At 72.9% G+C, this 17,409-nt stretch carries 14 protein-coding genes; 9 read left to right on the forward strand and 5 right to left on the reverse strand.

Annotation, left to right across the window (positions count from 1 at the left end; genetic code table 11):
• Positions 1 to 88: 88 nt before the first annotated feature.
• The 5 genes from VM636_RS28040 to VM636_RS28060 are packed head-to-tail and all read right to left on the reverse strand — an operon-like array spanning position 89 to position 5,430.
• Entirely contained in the window at positions 89 to 1,501 is a 1,413-nt protein-coding gene (locus VM636_RS28040; RefSeq protein WP_030419150.1) for an aspartate ammonia-lyase, read from the reverse strand.
• Positions 1,498 to 2,667, reverse strand: a complete 1,170-nt coding sequence (locus tag VM636_RS28045) for a M20 family metallopeptidase (RefSeq protein ID WP_338485951.1) — start codon at positions 2,665 to 2,667, stop codon at positions 1,498 to 1,500. Before VM636_RS28045 ends, VM636_RS28040 begins: the two co-directional genes overlap by 4 nt.
• Positions 2,664 to 3,341, reverse strand: coding sequence for a DUF1028 domain-containing protein (locus VM636_RS28050; protein WP_030419152.1), 678 nt, complete (start codon positions 3,339 to 3,341; stop codon positions 2,664 to 2,666). Before VM636_RS28050 ends, VM636_RS28045 begins: the two co-directional genes overlap by 4 nt.
• A 35-nt stretch (positions 3,342 to 3,376) precedes the next feature.
• A complete protein-coding gene (locus VM636_RS28055) occupies positions 3,377 to 4,834 on the reverse strand; it encodes a 4-hydroxyphenylacetate 3-hydroxylase family protein (RefSeq protein WP_030419153.1) in 1,458 nt (485 codons plus the stop codon).
• Positions 4,831 to 5,430, reverse strand: a complete 600-nt coding sequence (locus tag VM636_RS28060) for a flavin reductase family protein (protein ID WP_030419154.1) — start codon at positions 5,428 to 5,430, stop codon at positions 4,831 to 4,833. Before VM636_RS28060 ends, VM636_RS28055 begins: the two co-directional genes overlap by 4 nt.
• Positions 5,431 to 5,780: 350 nt before the next feature.
• On the opposite strand from VM636_RS28060, the gene VM636_RS28065 reads away from it, so the two are divergent.
• The 9 genes from VM636_RS28065 to VM636_RS28105 all read left to right on the forward strand — a co-directional run bounded on the left by VM636_RS28065 (position 5,781) and on the right by VM636_RS28105 (position 17,374).
• Positions 5,781 to 6,707 carry a LysR family transcriptional regulator gene (locus VM636_RS28065; protein ID WP_159042103.1) on the forward strand — a complete coding sequence of 309 codons (927 nt, stop codon included), beginning with the start codon at positions 5,781 to 5,783 and terminating at the stop codon, positions 6,705 to 6,707.
• Positions 6,708 to 6,801: 94 nt separating this feature from the next.
• Positions 6,802 to 7,947, forward strand: a complete 1,146-nt coding sequence (locus VM636_RS28070) for a M20/M25/M40 family metallo-hydrolase (RefSeq protein WP_030419156.1) — start codon at positions 6,802 to 6,804, stop codon at positions 7,945 to 7,947.
• A 104-nt stretch (positions 7,948 to 8,051) separates the two neighbouring features.
• Positions 8,052 to 9,482: an amino acid permease gene (locus tag VM636_RS28075; RefSeq protein ID WP_078855791.1), complete on the forward strand. Its 1,431-nt coding sequence runs from the start codon at positions 8,052 to 8,054 to the stop codon at positions 9,480 to 9,482.
• 426 nt (positions 9,483 to 9,908) lie between these two features.
• Positions 9,909 to 11,261, forward strand: coding sequence for a lysine N(6)-hydroxylase/L-ornithine N(5)-oxygenase family protein (locus VM636_RS28080; RefSeq protein ID WP_078855792.1), 1,353 nt, complete (start codon positions 9,909 to 9,911; stop codon positions 11,259 to 11,261).
• A 105-nt stretch (positions 11,262 to 11,366) separates the two neighbouring features.
• Entirely contained in the window at positions 11,367 to 12,422 is a 1,056-nt protein-coding gene (locus VM636_RS28085) for an iron ABC transporter permease (RefSeq protein ID WP_338486473.1), read from the forward strand.
• Entirely contained in the window at positions 12,419 to 13,483 is a 1,065-nt protein-coding gene (locus VM636_RS28090) for an iron ABC transporter permease (protein ID WP_338485952.1), read from the forward strand. The genes VM636_RS28085 and VM636_RS28090 overlap by 4 nt, the downstream gene beginning before the upstream one ends.
• A 50-nt stretch (positions 13,484 to 13,533) precedes the next feature.
• Positions 13,534 to 14,427: an ABC transporter ATP-binding protein gene (locus VM636_RS28095; protein ID WP_338485953.1), complete on the forward strand. Its 894-nt coding sequence runs from the start codon at positions 13,534 to 13,536 to the stop codon at positions 14,425 to 14,427.
• A gap of 98 nt (positions 14,428 to 14,525) precedes the next feature.
• Positions 14,526 to 15,581: an iron-siderophore ABC transporter substrate-binding protein gene (locus tag VM636_RS28100; RefSeq protein WP_338485954.1), complete on the forward strand. Its 1,056-nt coding sequence runs from the start codon at positions 14,526 to 14,528 to the stop codon at positions 15,579 to 15,581.
• Positions 15,578 to 17,374, forward strand: a complete 1,797-nt coding sequence (locus VM636_RS28105) for an ABC transporter ATP-binding protein (RefSeq protein ID WP_338485955.1) — start codon at positions 15,578 to 15,580, stop codon at positions 17,372 to 17,374. Before VM636_RS28100 ends, VM636_RS28105 begins: the two co-directional genes overlap by 4 nt.
• Positions 17,375 to 17,409: the final 35 nt, after the last annotated feature.

Genomic DNA, 17,409 nt, shown 5'->3' on the forward strand with positions numbered 1-17,409 from the left:
CACGGACACGGGCGGAGGGCGGGTCCTCGGCGGACCCGCCCTCCGTGGCGCCCCCGCACGGGCGCCGTGACCCCGGCTGCCGGGCGGGTCAGGCGCCGGGGCCCACCAGCCGGGCCGGGTCGCCGAGCAGATCGAGCAGGGACGCGTCGTCCATCAGCCCCCGCACCCGGATCTCCTCGACCACCCCCGTCCCGTTGCGCAGGGCCGCCTGCGCGACCTCCGTCGACCGGTGGTACCCCAGGTGCGGCACGAGCGCGGTGACCAGCCCCACCGACCGCTCCACGCCGGCCCGCAGCCGCTCCCGGTCGGCGGAAATGCCGTGCACGCACCGAGTGGCCAGCAGCGTGCAGGCCGCCGTCAGCTCCGCCAGCCCCTGGAAGAGGCAGCGGGCGATGACCGGTTCGAAGGCGTTCAACTGGAGCTGGCCCCCCTCGGCGGCCAGCGACACCGTGACGTCGTTGCCGACCACGGAGAAGGCGACCTGGTTCACCATCTCCGCCATCACCGGGTTGACCTTGCCCGGCATGATGCTCGACCCGGCCTGCACGGCGGGCAGGGCGATCTCGCCCAGTCCCGACCGCGGGCCCGAGGAGAGCAGACGCAGATCACTGGCGGTCTTGGACAGCCTGACCGCGATCCCCTTGAGCACGCCGGAGAGCTGCACCAGCGCCCCCACGTCCTGGGTGGCCGCCACCAGGTCCGCCGCCGGCACCAGCGGCCGGCCGGTCAGCACGGCCAGGTGCCGGGTGGCGAGCCGGGCGTAGTCGGGATGGGCGTTGAGACCGGTGCCGATCGCGGTGCCGCCGAGGTTCACCTCCAGCAGCAGCGCCTGCGCCTCCCGCAGCCTCTCCCGGTCCTCGGCCTGCATCGCCGCGAACGCGCCGAACTCCTGGCCGAGCGTCATCGGCACCGCGTCCTGCAACTGGGTGCGGCCCGTCTTCAGGAACCCGGCGAACTCCGCCGCCTTGCCCCGGAAGGCGTCCTCCAGCAGGGACAGCGCGGCCGACAGGCCGTCCGCGGCGTCCCCGAGGCCCACCCGCAGCGCCGTCGGATAGGCGTCGTTGGTGCTCTGGCCCAGGTTCACGTGGGCGTGCGGATCGAGGTGGCCGTAGTCGCCGCGCGGCCGTCCGAGGATCTCCAGCGCCCGGTTGGCGATCACCTCGTTGGCGTTCATGTTGGTCGAGGTGCCCGCGCCGCCCTGCACCAGGTCGACCACGAACTCCTCGTGCAGCTTGCCCTGGCGGATCTCCTCGCAGGCGTCGGCGATCGCCCCCGCCCGCTCCCCGTCGAGCAGACCGAGGTCCCGGTTGGCGAGCGCCGCCGCCTGCTTCACCGCCGCGAGCGCGGCCACCAGGTGCGGGTGCCGGGAGACCGGGGTGCCGGAGACCGGGAAGTTCTCCAGCGCGCGGGCGGTGTGGACGCCCCAGTACGCGTCCGCCGGTATCGGCAGCGAGCCGATCAGGTCGCGTTCGGTGCGCACCGTCGTGACGTCCCCGCTCACGCCGCCTCACCGCCGCCCAGCAGCCGGGTGCGCAGGTCGTCGCGGGCGGCGAGGTCCAGGCAGGTCCAGGCCATGGCGAGGGCCCCGTCCAGGACCGCCCGGTCGGCGGCCGGTCCGGCGCAGTGCGCGGCGAACTCCTTCTGGTGGTTGACCGCGGGCAGCGAGTCGATGCCCAGGTAGGGGTGGATGGCGGGCACCCGGTGCGAGACGTTGCCCATGTCCGTGGAGGCGCGGTTCATCCGGGACGCCTCGCTCGGCTCGGGGAACTCTCGGCCCAGCGCGGTGGCGTTGCCGAGGTAGAGCGCGAGCAGGTCCTCGTCGGTGACGAAGTCGGCGTAGGGCGGGCTCTCCGGCTCGATCTCCAGCCGGCAGCCGGTGGCGAGCGCCCCGGCCTCGAAGCATCGGTTCACCCTGGTCTCCAGTTCCGTGAGCTCGTCCAGGTTCCCGGCCCGGACGTACCAGCGGCCCTCGGTCAGTTCCGGGACCGCGTTGGGCGCCTCGCCGCCCCGGGTGACGATGCCGTGCACCCGGGTCCCGGCGTCCAGGTGCTGGCGCAGCAGCCCGATCGCCGTCTGCGCGACGGTGAAGGCGTCGGCGGCGTTGCGCCCCCGCTCGGGGTAGGCCGCCGCGTGGGTGGCCCGGCCGTGGTAGCGGATCTTGTTGTGGGCCACGGCGAACGGCTCGGCGCGGGCCACGTCCAGCGGGCCGGGGTGGATCATCATGGCGGCGTGCACGTCGTCGAAGGCGCCCCGGTCCAGCAGCAGGATCTTGCCGCCGCCGCCCTCCTCGGCCGGGGTGCCGAGCACCGTGACGGTCAGCCCCGCCTCGTCGGCGAGGGGGGCGAGCAGCCCGGCCGCGCCCACCGCCGCCGCGGCGATGATGTTGTGGCCGCAGGCGTGGCCGAGGCCCGGCAGCGCGTCGTACTCGGCGCAGATCGCCACGTTGAGCGGGCCGTTGACGACACGGGCCCGGAACGCGGTCGGCAGCGCGCAGTACCCGGGCTCGACGGTGAAGCCGAGCCCTTCCAGCGCCTCGCCGGTCCAGCGGGCCGCGCGGTGCTCCTCCCAGGCCGTCTCCGGGTGGGCGTGCAGCCGGTGGGAGAGACCGAGCAGGAGGGGGGAGAGGCCGGGCAGCCGCGCCGCCGCCCGGTCCTTGAGCGTGCTCACAGGTCGCCCGGCACGCCGTAGCTCGGTGCCGCGGCCGGGTTCACCGCCCGCGAGAGGTAGTCCCGCTTCTCCTTGGACCACCGCAGCCACAACCGCTCCAGCTCGCCCATCGGGTCGTCGTCGGCCCAGTCGACGCGCAGGTCGGTGACGGGCCAGCTCACCTCGTCCACGACGACGAGGCCCGCCGAGTGCTCCGGCCCCTCCTCGCCGCCGGCGTCCCGGCCGGCGAGGAGCCCGGCCAGCAGCCGTTCCTCGAACTCGGCGCCGGCGGACCGCTCGTAGGCGGCGAGCATGGCGTCGACGACGCCCGGGTCGGACAGCAGGTTGCCGGCGGCGACCACGCCGTCGCCCTCGACGGTGCGGTGGGTGCCGAGCGTGCCCTCGCCGGAGAAGGCAGCGGTCCGGCCGCGCGCGTCCACCACCGCGAGCTGGCGGTAGCGGATGTGCTCCTCGGAGGCGGTGACGGCGGCGAGCGCGCGGGCCGCGTCCACGCCCTCGGCGAGCAGCCCGAGCAGTCGCGGGCCGAGCGCCGGCAGGGTGACGTTCTGCGAGGCGGCGACGCCGACGCCGCTACGGACGTGCGCGCACCGCGCGGCGACCGCGGGGCTCGACGAGGTGACCACGACTCCGAAGGCGCCGGTCGCCGCGTCTCGGGCGATCAGGGAAAACGTCATTGTTGATCCTCACTGTGCGGGGTGCCGGGCGCCGGTCAGCGCGAGCCGTCGACCTTGTCGGACAGGTCCGCCGCCGCCTTGACCAGGTCCAGCGGCCCGTCGAAGTCGAAGGTGCGGTACACCGCGCCGAGCTGGGCGAAGGGCGGGGACTGGGCGAAGAGCTGGAAGGTCAGCCGGTGCCCGGCGTAGTCGCTGTTGAGCAGGTCGCGGGCGAAGGCGAGCAGCCGGCGCCGGTCCTCGGCGACCCAGTTCTCGTTGACCGTGTAGTACTTCTCCAGCCACGGCGCGACCTCCGGGTCCGCGAACGTCGCCGCGTCCGGGGTGATGCAGATCTGGCCGCCGCACAGCTCGCGGGCGGTGTGCATCATCGTCGGGAGCTGGGAGAGCGCCACCACGCGGCCGGTGTAGAGCAGTGACTGGTTGGGCATCAGCAGCCCGCCGGGGCTCGGCTCGGCCATGGCGATGGCGGCGGTCAGGTGGGCGTTGACCGTCTCGCGGTAGCAGGCGAGCTGGGCCAGCTTCTCCTGCACGGCAGGCTGCTTCTCCAGCCCGGTCTGCTTCACGTTCCACAGCGCCGAGCCGATCATCAGGTCGGCCAGGTGCAGGGTGCGCTGCACGAAGGGGAAGGCGCTGTAACGGTGGAGGGTGGCGCGGATGAAGGAGGCGGCGCGGGTGTGCTGGTAGAAGAGGACGTCCTCCCAGGGGATCTCGACGTCGTCGAAGATGACCAGGGACTCGACCTCGTCGACCCGGTTGGCCAGCGGGTAGTCGCTCGCCGGGGCGCGGCCGGCGAAGCCGTTGCGGCAGACGAACCTCAGGCCCGGGGAGCCCATGTCCAGCACGAAGCCGACCGCGTAGTCGGACATCGTGTCGTTGCCCCAGTTGGCGATGGTCGGCTTGGTGAACGCCTGGTTGGCGTAGGCCGCCGCCGTCTCGTACTTGGCGCCGCGGACCACGATGCCGTTGTCGGTCTCCCGCACCACGTGCAGGAGCATGTCCGGGTCCTGGTCCTTGGGCGCCTTGGACCGGTCGCCCTTGGGGTCGGTGTTGGCCGAGACGTGGAAGGGGTCCGCGGTGATGGCCTTCGCCAGGTGCCGGCGGATGTTCTCGGAGAAGCGCGGGTCGACCTCGTTGAGCACGTCCTGGCCGTCGTAGAGGGACCACATCTCGCCGATGGTCTCGTCGCCGACGCGGGTGGCGACCCCGCCCGCGGCGCGCTGCACCAGGTCGACCGCGGTCCGCTTGTCCTGCCAGTCCTCGCGGGTGCGGGGCAGCCGGTTGGCGATCGCGTTGAGCTCGCCGGTCTCCTCGTCCCGGTAGGTCATCCGCTCCCGGGTGGCCTCCTCGTGGGCCAGGTCGTGGATGCGGGCGCGGACGTCGACGATCGGCTTGAACATGGGGTGCCGGGTGACGTCGTCGACCTTCTCCCCGTCCACCCAGACCTGCCGGCCGTCCCGGATGGACTCGCGGTACTCGTCGCCTGTACGGATCATCGTGGCATCCTCTGCTGGTCTCGGTGGGCCGGTCCGGCCCCGGGGAAGGCGGGGAACGTCGAGGGCGCGACCGCCTCGGGGCGCGCGTAGCGGCGGTCGCTGTAGACCAGCGGCGTGCCGCCGTCCGCGGTCACCTCGTGGATGAGCCCGACGTAGATGTGATGGGTCCCGACGGTGAGCCGGGTGTCCACGGCGCAGTCGAAGGACGCGACGGCGTCCGCGAGCCGCGGCGCCCCGGAGGGGGCGTGCGTCCACTCGCCGCAGGTGAAGTCCCAGCGTTCCTTGCCGGGCCAGGGGCGGCCCGCGAAGGTGTCCGCGACGTGGTCGTGCTGTCTGCCGAGCACGCTGACCGCGAACGTGCCGTGTGCCCGGATCGCCTCGTTCAGCGGGCTGCGCCGGTTGACGCAGACCAGGAGGGTCGGGGGTTCCTCGGATACGGAGCACATCGCGCTGACGGTCTGCGCGAACCGGCCCAGCGGGCCGCCGGTGGCGACCACGGTGACACCGGTGGCCGCGGCTCCCATGGCCGCCCGGAACCGGTCCTTGGGGACCGGCGGGGCGGTGGTGCTCCGCACGTCTGCCTCGGGAATGGTCACGACGTCGACTCCTTCGGGGAAGTGCCGTGCTGACTTGCCGAGAAGTATGTGAGCGGGCGCAGCCATAGGACCAACAGAAGTTTCTGTGGACAGCCTTCGATTTCGCTTATACCTTCACCGGGCGGGAAGCGGCCGGGCCGGGACGCGGGCGGGAACGCGCGCCGGCCCGCGCTTCGCCGTGAACGTGGTGGGCCCGACCCGGACGCGGGGGAGGCGGGCCGTCCGCGAATGCCGCGCGTGCCGGGACGGGGCCCGCCACGAGTCGCCGCGCGTGCCGGGACGGGACCCGCCACGCATGCCGGACGAGGTCCGTGCCGAGTGCCGGACGAGAGGGGAAACGCCCTGTGGGCATGAACGAGATCAGTTTCAGACAGCTCGAGTACTTCGTCGCCGCCGCCGAGACCGGCAGCGTCACCGCCGCCGCCGCGAAGGTGCACCTGACCCAGTCCGCGGTCTCCACGGCCCTGTCCGAACTGGAGGACAACCTCGGCGTGCAGCTCTTCCTGCGGCACGCCCGTGGCCTGAAACTGACCACCCCGGGGCGCCAGGCGCTGGCCGACGCCCGGCGGCTGCTCTCCGGCGTGGACGAACTGCGCGACTCCGCGAGGGAGGTGCAGTCCGCCCTCTCCGGCAGCCTCGTCGTGGGCTGCTACAGCACCCTGGCCGCCGTGCTGCTGCCCCGGGTGATCGCCGACTTCGTCGCCCGGTACCCGGACGTGGACCTCGGCTTCATCGAGGGCTCGGGCCAGTACCTCGTGAGCCAACTGCGGGGCGTCGGCTGCGATCTCGCCCTGATGTACGAGGCGGACGAGTTGCGGCTGGCCAAGGACCTGCGGATGACCGCCCTGTACGCCGCCGAACCGTACGTCCTGCTCGCGCGGCACCATCCGCTGGCGGAGCGGGACGCCGTCGGCGTCGCCGACCTGGCCGCCGAGCCGATGATCCTCTTCGACCTGCCGCCGGGCGCCACCTACTTCCTGTCCCTCTTCAAGGAGGCGGGCCTGACGCCGGACGTGCGCTACCGGTCGACCAACTTCGAGATGGTCCGCTCCCTGGTCGCCCACGGCCTCGGCTACGCCGTACTGACCCAGCGCCCCACCATCCCGATCAGCTACGACGGGCTGGAACTGGTCACCCTGCCGCTCGCGCCGCGCCGTCCCGGGCTCCCCGTGGGACTGGTGCGGCTGGCCGATCTCACGCCCAGCCGGCGGGCCGTCGCCTTCGCCGAGCAGTGCGCCCGCACCCTCGGCGCAGCCATCGATTCCTTCCATGGGTGACTTCGAATAATTCTGTTTGTTCTAACTCCGTGTTTCCTGGCTGAATGACCTGCACTCCAGCCCACCACCTCAGCCCGGACGGAGAAGCGAGTCCATGTCGCAGCGCGATCTCGACCTTCTGATGCAGACCCTTGCCATCGATTCCACCTGGGGCCGGGAGCGGGAACTCGCCGAGTTCCTCGCCGACCGGCTCCGCGAATGGGGCGCGGACGAGGTCGGCCTCGTGGAGTCCATGCCCGGCCGGCCCAGCGTGGGCGCCCGCATCAGGGGCACCGGCGGCGGCAGGTCCCTCATCCTCAACGGCCACCTGGACATCTACGAGGTCTCCGACGACTGGGACACCGACCCCTTCGCCCCCTTCGTCGCCGACGGCCGCGTGTACGGCGCCGGCATCGCCGACATGAAGGCCGCCACCACGGCCTCCCTCGCCGTCATGCGCCGGGTGCTGGAATCCGGTACCCGGCCCCGCGGCGACCTCGTCTTCCAGGGCGTGTCCTGCCACTTCGAGGGCGGGGTCGGCACCCGGTCCCTGCTGGACGCCGGCTTCACCGCCGACGCGGCGATCTGCGGCGAGCCGACCGACAACACCATCGGCGCGGTCCACCGGGGCGCGGCCTACCTGGAGATCACCACCCACGGCAGGCAGGCCCACACCGCGGGCAAGCACCTCGGGCTCAACGCGATCGAGACGATGGAGCCGATCCTCGCGGCCCTGCGCGAGCTGGAGGGCACCCTGCCCTACGAGCCGCACCCGGAGCTGCCGGGCGGCCCGATCCTCAACATCGGCACCATCCGCGGCGGCACCAAGCACAACCAGGTCCCCGACCGCTGCACCATCTCCCTGGACCTCAGGCTGCTGCCCTCCCAGGACCCCTACGAGGTCCGGCGCCAGGTCATCGCCATGATCGACAAGTTGAGCGCCGACGATCCCCGCATCAAGGCGACGGTCGAGTTCAGCCCGCACTGGCTGAGCGGGCCCCGGCTGCCCTACGAGATCGGCACCGACGCGCCCATCGCCCGCACGGTGGCCGACGCGGTGCGCACCGCCGGCGGCGAGCCCGCCTTCCGCGGCATCCAGTTCTGGACCGACATGGTCCCCCTGAAGCAGGCCGGTATCGACGCCGTCAACATCGGTCCGGGCACGCCCCCCTACAGCTGGGCGAACGAATGGGTCGAGACGAGCAAGTACCTGGAGATCGTCGAGATCTACGCGGCAGCCGCCGACGCGTGGTGCGCCTGAGCCGTGGTCCGCGCGACGCGAGGCGCCCCCGACCGGGGCGCCCCCCGGGACGGCTCCCACTTATCCCCCTTCTTCGTCCTCTTCGCAGAAGAACGAGGTCCACCATGGCAACGACCAGTGATCGACCCGCTTCGACCGTTGAACCCGAGTCCCGGCAGGCTCCCGCGCCCGGCGGACAACTGAAGAAATCCCTGAAGAACCGCCATCTGACGATGATCGCGCTGGGTGGCATCATCGGCGCCGGACTCTTCGTCGGCTCCGGTGCGGTGATCAACAGGACCGGCCCGGCCGCGGTGCTGAGCTACGCGGCCAGCGGTGTCCTGATGATCTTCGTGATGCGGGCCATCGGCGAGATGGCGGTGCTGCGGCCGGCGGCCGGCTCGGTGGCCAACTTCGCCCGGCACGGACTCGGCGACTGGGCCGGGTTCACCATCGGCTGGCTCTACTGGTACTTCTGGGTGGTCGTCGCCGCCATCGAGGCGGTGGCGGGCGCCGGCATCCTGGCCAACTACCTGCCCACGGTGCCCACCTGGGCGCTCTGTCTGGGCCTGATGCTGGTGATGACCGCGATCAACCTGCTCTCGGTCAAAGCGTACGGGGAGTCGGAGTTCTGGCTCGCCTCCGTCAAGATCGTGGCCATCATCTTCTTCGCCTGCGTGGCGGTGGTCTTCCTGCTCGGCGGCACCGGCCGGCCGAGCCCCGGGCTGAACCACCTGTTCGACGCGGGCGGCTTCTTCCCGCTCGGCATCATGGCCGCCGTGGTCGGCAGTGTGACGGTGCTGTTCTCCATGGGCGGCGCGGAGATCGCCACCATCGCCGCCGCCGAGTCGGAGAAGCCGGCCGAGTACGCGGCCAAGGCGACGAAGCAGGTGATGTACCGGGTCTTCACCTTCTACGTGCTCTCGGTGCTGCTCATCGTCTGCGTCGTGCCGTGGGACTTCTCCTTCTCCGGGAAGATCATCAAGAGTCCCTTCGCGGTCGCCCTGGACACCGCGGGCATCCCCTACACGGGGCAGATGATGCAGGTGGTCGTGTTGACCGCGGTGCTCAGCTCGCTCAACTCCTGCCTGTACATCACCTCGCGGATGCTGCTGACACTGGCCGAGCAGCGGGAGGCGCCCGCCTTCCTGGCCAAGGTCAACCAGCGCGGCGTCCCGGTCCGGGCGATCCTCGCGGGCACGTCGATGGGGTACCTCGCGGTGGTCGCCAACTACTTCTTCCCCGAGGAGGTGTTCCTCTTCCTCATCAACTCCTCCGGCGCGATCCAGCTCATCTACTACATCGTCCTGGTCACGGCGCAGATCCGGCAGCGCAAGCGGGTGGAGCGCGAGGGCAGCGAGCCGATCAAGCTGAAGATGTGGGGCTTCCCGTACCTGTCGTACGTGACCATCGCGTGGATGGCCGGGGTGCTGATCGTGATGGTCGTCATGCCGGAGACGCGGGCCCAGGTGGGCATGAGCTTCCTCAGCCTCGCCGTGGTGCTGGCCGCCTACGCCTACCGGGTGCGGGGCCGGCGGCGGGCGGACGCCGGGTGAGACCGCGGTCCCCGGCCGTGGGGACGGCCGGCCGGGGACCGCGCCGAACGGGGCCGGCGAGGCCCGCGAGGGGGCGAGGCCGACGAGGGCGGGGGAAGGAGACGAGGGCAGACGAGGGGGAGGGGCGAAGGGCCGCCGGGGGCGGCTGTCAGAGGCGGTGCAGGCGTCGCGGTGACGCCTGCACCGCCCCTTCGGCATGCGACGGCGACACCCGATGCGCCCCCGGCCTGGTGTCAACGCGGCTTCCGCACACTTGTGGTGACGGACACTCAGCTCCCGGGGCGTCCGTTTTGCCTGTCGACAGCGCGCGCAATATGAGCTTAGCCTTACCTAAGTCCAGTCGGTGGTTCCTCGGCATGCCCCACCCCGCACCGGCCGAAGCACGCCCGCCGCGCACGGCGGATCACACCGCACGATGGGAGTGACATGGCACAGGCCCTACCCGGCGACGTACCAACGGTCCACGACCTCATAGGGGTCGGTTTCGGCCCGTCCAACGTGGCCATGGCGCTCGCGCTCAGCGAGCACCGGGCACGCGCCGGAGAACGGGAGAGCCTCACCGCCCACTTCTTCGAGCGGCAGCCCCGATTCGGCTGGCACCGCGGCATGCTCATCGACGACGCCACCATGCAGGTGTCCTTCCTCAAGGACCTGGTGACGCTGCGGAACCCCGCCAGCCGCTTCAGCTTCCTGTGCTACCTCAAGAGCCGCGGCCGCCTGATCGACTTCATCAACCACAAGAACCTCTTCCCGCTGCGCGCGGAGTTCCACGACTACCTCGAATGGGCCGCGGGCCAGGTCGACGACCTGGTCTCCTACGGGCACGAGGTCGTCGGCGTCACCCCGGTCACCGACGACGGCGCCGTGCGGTACCTGGACGTGACCGTCCGCTCCGCCCGGGGCCTCGCCGTCCACCGCACCCGCAACCTGGTCCTCGGCACCGGGATGCGCCCGCGGATGCCCGAGGGCGTCGACCGCGGCGACCGGGTCTGGCACACCTGCGAACTGCTCACCAGGGCCGAGACGCTGGACCCCGCCGGGACCGGCCGGTTCATCGTCGTGGGCGCCGGCCAGAGCGCCGCCGAGAACGTCGCCTACCTGCACCGCCGCTTCCCCGGCGCCGAGGTCTGCGCGGTGTTCTCCCGCTACGGCTACAGCCCCGCCGACGACAGCGGCTTCGCCAACCGCATCTTCGACCCCGAGGCCGTCGACACGTACTACTCCGCGCCCGAGCCGGTCAAACGCCGGCTGATGGACTACCACGCCAACACCAACTACTCCGTGGTGGACATCGACCTCATCGACCAGCTCTACCGGCAGAGCTACCAGGAGAAGGTCCTCGGCACCCCGCGCCTGCGCTTCCTCAACGTCTCCCGGCTCACCCGCGTCACCGAGACCCCGGACACCGTCCACACCACCGTGACCTCCCTCGCCACCGGCGAGGAGACCCCGCTGGACGCCGACGCCGTCGTCTTCGCCACCGGATACGAACCCGCCGACCCCCTCCCGCTGCTCGGCCCGCTCGCCGCCCACTGCCTGCGCGACGCCGAGGGCCGCGTCCGCGTCGAACGCGACTACCGGGTCACCACCGACCCCGAACTGCGCTGCGGCATCTACCTCCAGGGCGGCACCGAGCACACCCACGGGATCACCTCGTCCCTGCTCTCCAACACCGCGATCCGCGTCGGCGACATCCTCGACTCGCTGCTGGACCGCACGCTCAAGGAAGCCGCCGACGAGGCCGGCGCCGTCGGCGGCCACACCGTTCCCGGCCGCTAGGCGCGCACCGTGCAACGGCCCCCCGCCACCGGGCGGTTCACTCCGCCCGCACCCGTCCGCCACCCTCCGCCGCCCCGGCGGAGCGAAGGGATGACGTACGACGAGATGAGCACGACTGGGGTGGAGCGTCCGGCACCTCCCGCCGCCGCGGTCCGGCGCCGCCGGGTCGTGGGACTGGTGACGCTCGTGCTGGTCCTGCTGGCCGCGGTCACGGCGTCGCTCGCCGTCGGCGCCCGCGCGCTCGGCCCCGGCGAGGTGTGGGACGGGCTGTTCGCGCCGCCCGACCCGGACCGGCGCCTGACCGAGATCAGGCTCATCGTGCGGACCGTCCGCGTCCCCCGCACGGCCCTCGCGGTCGTGGCCGGCACCGCCCTCGGGGTCGCCGGGGCGCTGATCCAGGGGTACACGCGCAACCCGGTCGCCGACACCGGCCTGCTCGGCGTCAACTCCGGCGCCTCGTTCGCCGTCGTGTCGGCGATCACCCTGTTCGGGCTCACCGACCCCCTGCAGTACGTCTGGTTCGCCTTCCTCGGCGCGGGCGCCGCCGGGGCGGTGGTCTTCGGGCTGGCCAGCATCGGGCGGGGAGCCGGGAACCCGCTGACCCTGGTGCTGGCCGGACAGGGCATCGCGGTCTTCCTCGCCGCGATGACCACGGCCATCGCGCTCTTCGACCAGACGGCGCTGAACGCGCTGCGGTTCTGGAACGCCGGCTCGGTCGCCGGCACCGGCTTCGACGTGATCGGGCCGGTCGCGGTCTGTGTCGCGCCGGCCCTGGTGGTCGCCCTGGCCGTGCTGCCCTCCGTCAACCTCCTCAACCTCGGCGACGACGTGGCCCGCGCGCTCGGCGTCGACATCGCCCGGAGCCGGACCGCCGGCGTCGTCGCCGTCACCGTGCTGGCCGGCGCCGCCACGGCCGCCTGCGGCCCGATCGCCTTCCTCGGCCTGATGGTGGCCCACGTGGCCCGGTACCTGACCGGCCCGGACTACCGCTGGCTGGTGCCGTACGCGGGGCTGCTCGGCGCCGCCGTCCTGCTGGTCTGCGACATCGCCGGGCGGCTCGTGGTACGGCCGGGCGAACTGGACGCGGGTGTGGTCGTCGCCCTGCTGGGCGCCCCCTTCTTCGCGGTGCTCGTGTGGCGCGGAAAGCTCGGGAAGGCATGAACGCGACGGACGTGAAGCGCTCGGTGACGCCCTCCGGCGTACGGCTCGGGACGGTGTCCTTCGTCTGGCGGCCCTGGCCCGTCCTGGTCACGCTGCTGCTCGCGGGGGCGGCCTTCCTGGTCTTCTGCCTCTCCATCGGCGCGGGGGACTTCCCCATCGCACTGCCCCGCGTCGTCGCCACGGTGTTCGGCGCCGGAGAGCGGGTCGACGAGTTCGTCATCATGGACCTGCGGATGCCGCGCGCCCTGGCCGGACTCGTCGTGGGCTGCGCCCTGGGCGTCTCCGGCGCCCTCACCCAGTCCCTCGCCCGCAACCCGCTGGCCAGTCCGGACGTCCTCGGGATCACCGGCGGCGCCGGCATGGTCGCGGTCTTCCTCGTGACGGTCTCCGGCGGGACGGCCGCGGCGGTCAACGGCGCCCTGGGCGTCTCCGCGGCGGCCCTCGCCGGCGGGCTCGGCACCGGACTGCTGGTGTACTTCCTGGCCTGGCGTCGCGGCGTCGACGGCTTCCGGCTCATCCTCATCGGGGTCTCGGTGAGCGCCGTGACCGAGGCGATCACGACCTGGCTGCTGGTCACCGCCGACATCCGGGACGTGGCCCGCGCCCAGGCGTGGCTCGTCGGCTCGCTGGACAACCGGTCCTGGGGCGAGGTGGGCATCGCGGCCTGGTGCGCCCTGGGGCTGCTGGCCGTCGTCGTCTGCGCCGCCTTCCCGCTCAAGCCGCTGCACCTGGGCGACGAGGTCGCCGCGGGGCTCGGCGTCCGCCACACGCGCGTCCGGGCGGTGCTGCTGCTCTGCGCGGTGCTGCTGGCCGGGGTGGCGGTGAGCGCCGCCGGTCCGGTGCCGTTCGTCGCGCTGGTCGCGCCGCAGGTGGCGATGCGGCTGGCGCGGTGCCCGACACCACCGCTGCCCGCCTCCGGCCTGGTGGGCGCGGTGCTGCTGACCGGCTCCGACCTGATCGCGCGCACCGCGCTGCCCGTCACCCTGCCGGTCGGCGTGGTCACCGCCGCGATCGGCGGGCCGTTCCTCGTGTACCTGCTCGTCCGGGCCAATCTCCGATGAGACGGGACGGGGACGGAGCCGTCCGGACACCACTCGACGAAGGGGGCCACGTGGTCGCCGAGTTCCTCACCACCGCCGGGACCCCGGCCGCCGGGACCCCGGCCGCCGGGACCCCGGCCGCCGGGACCGCCGGGGCCGCCCGGCTCCGGGCCCGGGGCGTCACCGTCGGCTACGGCGGCCGGACCGTGCTGGACGGCCTCGACGCCGAGATCCCGCCGGGGGTGGTCACGACCATCATCGGCCCCAACGGCTGTGGGAAGTCGACGCTGTTGAGGACCCTGGCCCGGCTGCTGAGACCCACCGAGGGCACCGTCGTGCTGGACGGCGAGGACATCGCCACCCTCCGCACCCGGGACGTGGCGAGGAGGCTCGGGATGCTGCCGCAGGCGCCGGTCGCGCCGGACGGGCTGACCGTCGCCGACCTGGTCGCCCGGGGCCGGCACCCGCACCAGAGCTGGCTGCGGCAGTGGTCCTCGGACGACGCCGCCGTGGTCGAACGCGCCCTGGCCCTGACCGGGGTGGCCGACCTCGCCGACCGCCCCGTCGACTCGCTCTCCGGCGGCCAGCGCCAGCGGGTGTGGATCTCGATGACGCTGGCCCAGGGGACCGACCTGCTGCTGCTGGACGAGCCGACGACCTACCTCGACCTCGCGCACGCGGTCGACGTGCTGGACCTCGTCGACGACCTGCACGAGTCGGGGTGCGCCGTGGTGATGGTGCTGCACGACCTCAACCTGGCCGCGCGCTACAGCGACCACCTCATCGTGATGCGGGACGGCGCGATCCTCGCCCAGGGCCATCCCCGGGACGTGATCACCGCCGATGTGCTGTACGAGGCGTTCGGTCTGCGGGCCGCGGTGCTCGACGACCCGGTGGGGGAGCGGCCGTTGGTCGTCCCCATTGGCCGTACGCACGTCCGGTCGGGCCAAACGGGATCAAGATAACGTCAAGTAAGGCTAGCCTAGCCTTACTTGACCTGGATATGGTGTGCCTGCCCCCGGCACGGGGGCGCGACGGACCTGCGCGAACAAGGGATTGCGGGATGCTCCTTCAGAGAACGACGCTCGTGAAGTCCTGGCGGCGGACGGCGGCCGTGCTGGCCGCCACGGCCCTCGGCGCCGGCCTCCTGGCCGGATGCGGGTCCGGCTCCGCGGACGACACGGACGACGCGAGGTCCACCGCCGCCGCGGGCACCTTCCCGGTCAGCGTGGAGCACGCCTTCGGCACCACCCGCGTCGACAAGGCCCCCCAGCGCGTCGTCTCCGTCGGCTACACCGACGACCAGGCCGTCCTCGCCCTCGGCGTCAAGCCGGTCGGCATGGTCGACCAGTACCCGAACCCGTCGGGCCGGAGCCCCGACATCAACACCCAGTGGCCCTGGGTCAAGGACAAGTGGGGCGACACCCGCCCCGAGGTCGTCATGAGCAACGGCGACTCCGGCCCCAACTACGAGAAGATCGCCACCCTGCGGCCCGACCTGATCATCGCGGTCTACTCCGAGATCGACCAGGCCGCCTACGACAAGCTCACCCGCATCGCCCCGACCGTGGGCCGCACCAAGGCCGAGAAGGAACCCTTCAGCGCCCCCTGGCAGGACAACGCGCTCCAGATCGCCAAGGCCCTCGGCAAGGCCGACGAGGGCGAGCGGCAGGTCCAGGCCGTCCAGGCCAAGCTCGACGCGGCCCGGCGCGACCACCCCGAGTTCGCCGGCAAGACCGCCGTCGCGCTCTCCTGGTACAAGGACTCCGTGGCACCCTTCACCACCACCGACGTGCGCGGCCGGCTCCTGACCGGCATCGGCTACGAGGGACGGACCGAGATCGACGAGATCGCCGACGGCAGCTTCTACACCGTGCTCTCGCCCGAACGCGTCGACCTCGTCGACGTCGACCGCATCTTCGTCATCGGCGACCGCGCCGACCAGGAAGCGCTCGAGAAGTTCCCGCTGTTCACCAACCTGTCGGCCGTCAAGGACGGCAAGGTCGCCTACCTCCTCGACAGCGAGGGCCCGGCGGTCGGCGCGGCCATGTCCCAGAGCACCCTGCTCTCCCTGCCGTACGCCATCGACCAGCTCGTCGAGTCGGCCGGGCGGATGTGACGGCCACCGAGACGCGGGCAGCGCCCGCCCCGCCCGCCACGCTGCGCACCGCCACCGCCCGCGAGGGCGTGCGCTGGGTCGCCGCCCACTGCCGCCGGGTGCCCTGGCTGACGGCGGCCACCGTGCTCACCACGGTGGCCGGCGCGGCGCTCCAGGTGCTCCCCGTCCTCCTGCTCGGCCGGGTCGTCGACGCCGTCGTCGCGGGCGAGGACCGCTCGGTCCTCGTCACCGTCGGCGCGCTCCTCGTCGCCTCGGCGGTGCTCGGCGCGGCGGCGACGGCGGCCTCCGCCTGCCTCGTGGGCCGTCTCGGCGCCGATCTCCTCGCCCGGCTGCGCGAGGGCGCCGTACGCGCCGTCCTCGGCATGCCGAGCGCCCGGATCGAGCAGGTCGGCCGCGGGGACGTGCTCTCCCGGGTCGGGGACGACGTCGCCGTGCTCTCCAAGGGCATCCGCACGGCCGTGCCCACCGTGTTCTCCGCCGGGGTGCTGGTCCTCATCGCCACGGCCGGCATGTTCGGACTGGACTGGCGGCTCGGCCTGGCCGGCGCCGGCGCGCTGCCCGCCTACGCCCTGGCCCTGCGCTGGTACCTGCCGCGCTCCGCCCCGCTCTACCGGCGCCAGCGCGCCGCCCAGGCCGACCGCGCGCAAGCCCTGATCAGCGGGCTCGACGGCGTCGACACCGTCCGCGCCTACCGCCTGGAGGACGCCTTCCGCACCCGGGTCACCGAGGAGTCCTGGCGGGTACGCGACCTCGGCGTCGAGGTCTTCCGCTTCTTCGGCCGGTTCGTCGGCCGGGAGAACCGCGCCGAGTTCATCGGCCTCGTCCTCATCATCCTCGTGGGGTACGCCCTGCTGGAGGCCGACGCCGCGACCCTCGGCGAGGTCTCGGCGGCCCCGCTCCTCTTCCACCGGCTCTTCACCCCGCTCGGCTCCATCATGTTCACCTTCGACGAGGCCCAGAAGTCCGGCGCCGGCCTCGTCCGGCTGGTCGGCGTCCTGGCGGAGCCCGCGCAGGAGCGCCTGGTGGGCGACGCGGCCGTCGCCCCCGCCCGGCCGGAGCCCCACCCGGTGACCGTCCGGGGGCTGACCTTCCGCTACCCCGGCGCCGAGGAACCGGTGCTGCGCGACGTCGACCTGACCATCCCGGCGGGCGGCTCCCTCGCCCTGGTCGGCGCCACCGGCGCGGGCAAGACCACCCTGGCCGCCCTGATCGCGGGCCTCGGCACCCCCGAGGCCGGCTCGGTGCGCATCGGCACCACCGACCTCGCCGACGTCGACGAGGCCGGCGCACGCGCCCTGGTGAGCATCCTCACCCAGGAGACCCACGTGTTCTCCGGACCGCTCGCCGACGACCTGCGGCTGGCCGCGCCGCGGGCCACCGACGCCGAACTGACCGCGGCCCTGCGCACGGTCGGCGCCGGCGAATGGCTCGACGCCTTTCCCGACGGACTCGCCACCGGGGTCGGCGAGGGCGGGGAGCGGCTGGACACCACGACCGTCGCCCGTATCGCCCTGGCCCGGCTGGTACTCGGCCGGACCCCGGTGGTGGTGCTCGACGAGTCGACCGCGGAGGCCGGCAGCGAAGGCGCCGCCGGGCTGGAACGTGCCGTACGGGCCGCCTGCGCCGGCCGGACCACCCTCTTCGTGGCCCACCGGCTCACCCAGGCGATGGCGGCCGACCGGATCGCCGTGCTCGACGCGGGGCGGGTCGTGGAGGAGGGAACCCACGACGAACTGGTCGCCCTCGGCGGCCGGTACGCCCGGCTGTGGCGGGCGTGGCGCGAGGGAAGTTAGGCGAACCGCCGTGAGAGGGGGCCGGACACCCCGGC

This window comes from Streptomyces sp. SCSIO 75703, assembly GCF_036607905.1.
Taxonomy (GTDB): domain Bacteria; phylum Actinomycetota; class Actinomycetes; order Streptomycetales; family Streptomycetaceae; genus Streptomyces.

Coding starts and splice junctions, on each gene's coding strand:
- VM636_RS28065 (WP_159042103.1), top strand. CDS start 5,781: ATGAACGAGATCAGTTTCAGACAGCTCGAGTACTTCGTCGCCGCCGCC.
- VM636_RS28075 (WP_078855791.1), top strand. CDS start 8,052: ATGGCAACGACCAGTGATCGACCCGCTTCGACCGTTGAACCCGAGTCC.
- VM636_RS28050 (WP_030419152.1), bottom strand. CDS start 3,341: ATGACGTTTTCCCTGATCGCCCGAGACGCGGCGACCGGCGCCTTCGGA.
- VM636_RS28090 (WP_338485952.1), top strand. CDS start 12,419: ATGAACGCGACGGACGTGAAGCGCTCGGTGACGCCCTCCGGCGTACGG.
- VM636_RS28055 (WP_030419153.1), bottom strand. CDS start 4,834: ATGATCCGTACAGGCGACGAGTACCGCGAGTCCATCCGGGACGGCCGG.
- VM636_RS28080 (WP_078855792.1), top strand. CDS start 9,909: ATGGCACAGGCCCTACCCGGCGACGTACCAACGGTCCACGACCTCATA.
- VM636_RS28100 (WP_338485954.1), top strand. CDS start 14,526: ATGCTCCTTCAGAGAACGACGCTCGTGAAGTCCTGGCGGCGGACGGCG.
- VM636_RS28085 (WP_338486473.1), top strand. CDS start 11,367: ATGAGCACGACTGGGGTGGAGCGTCCGGCACCTCCCGCCGCCGCGGTC.
- VM636_RS28070 (WP_030419156.1), top strand. CDS start 6,802: ATGTCGCAGCGCGATCTCGACCTTCTGATGCAGACCCTTGCCATCGAT.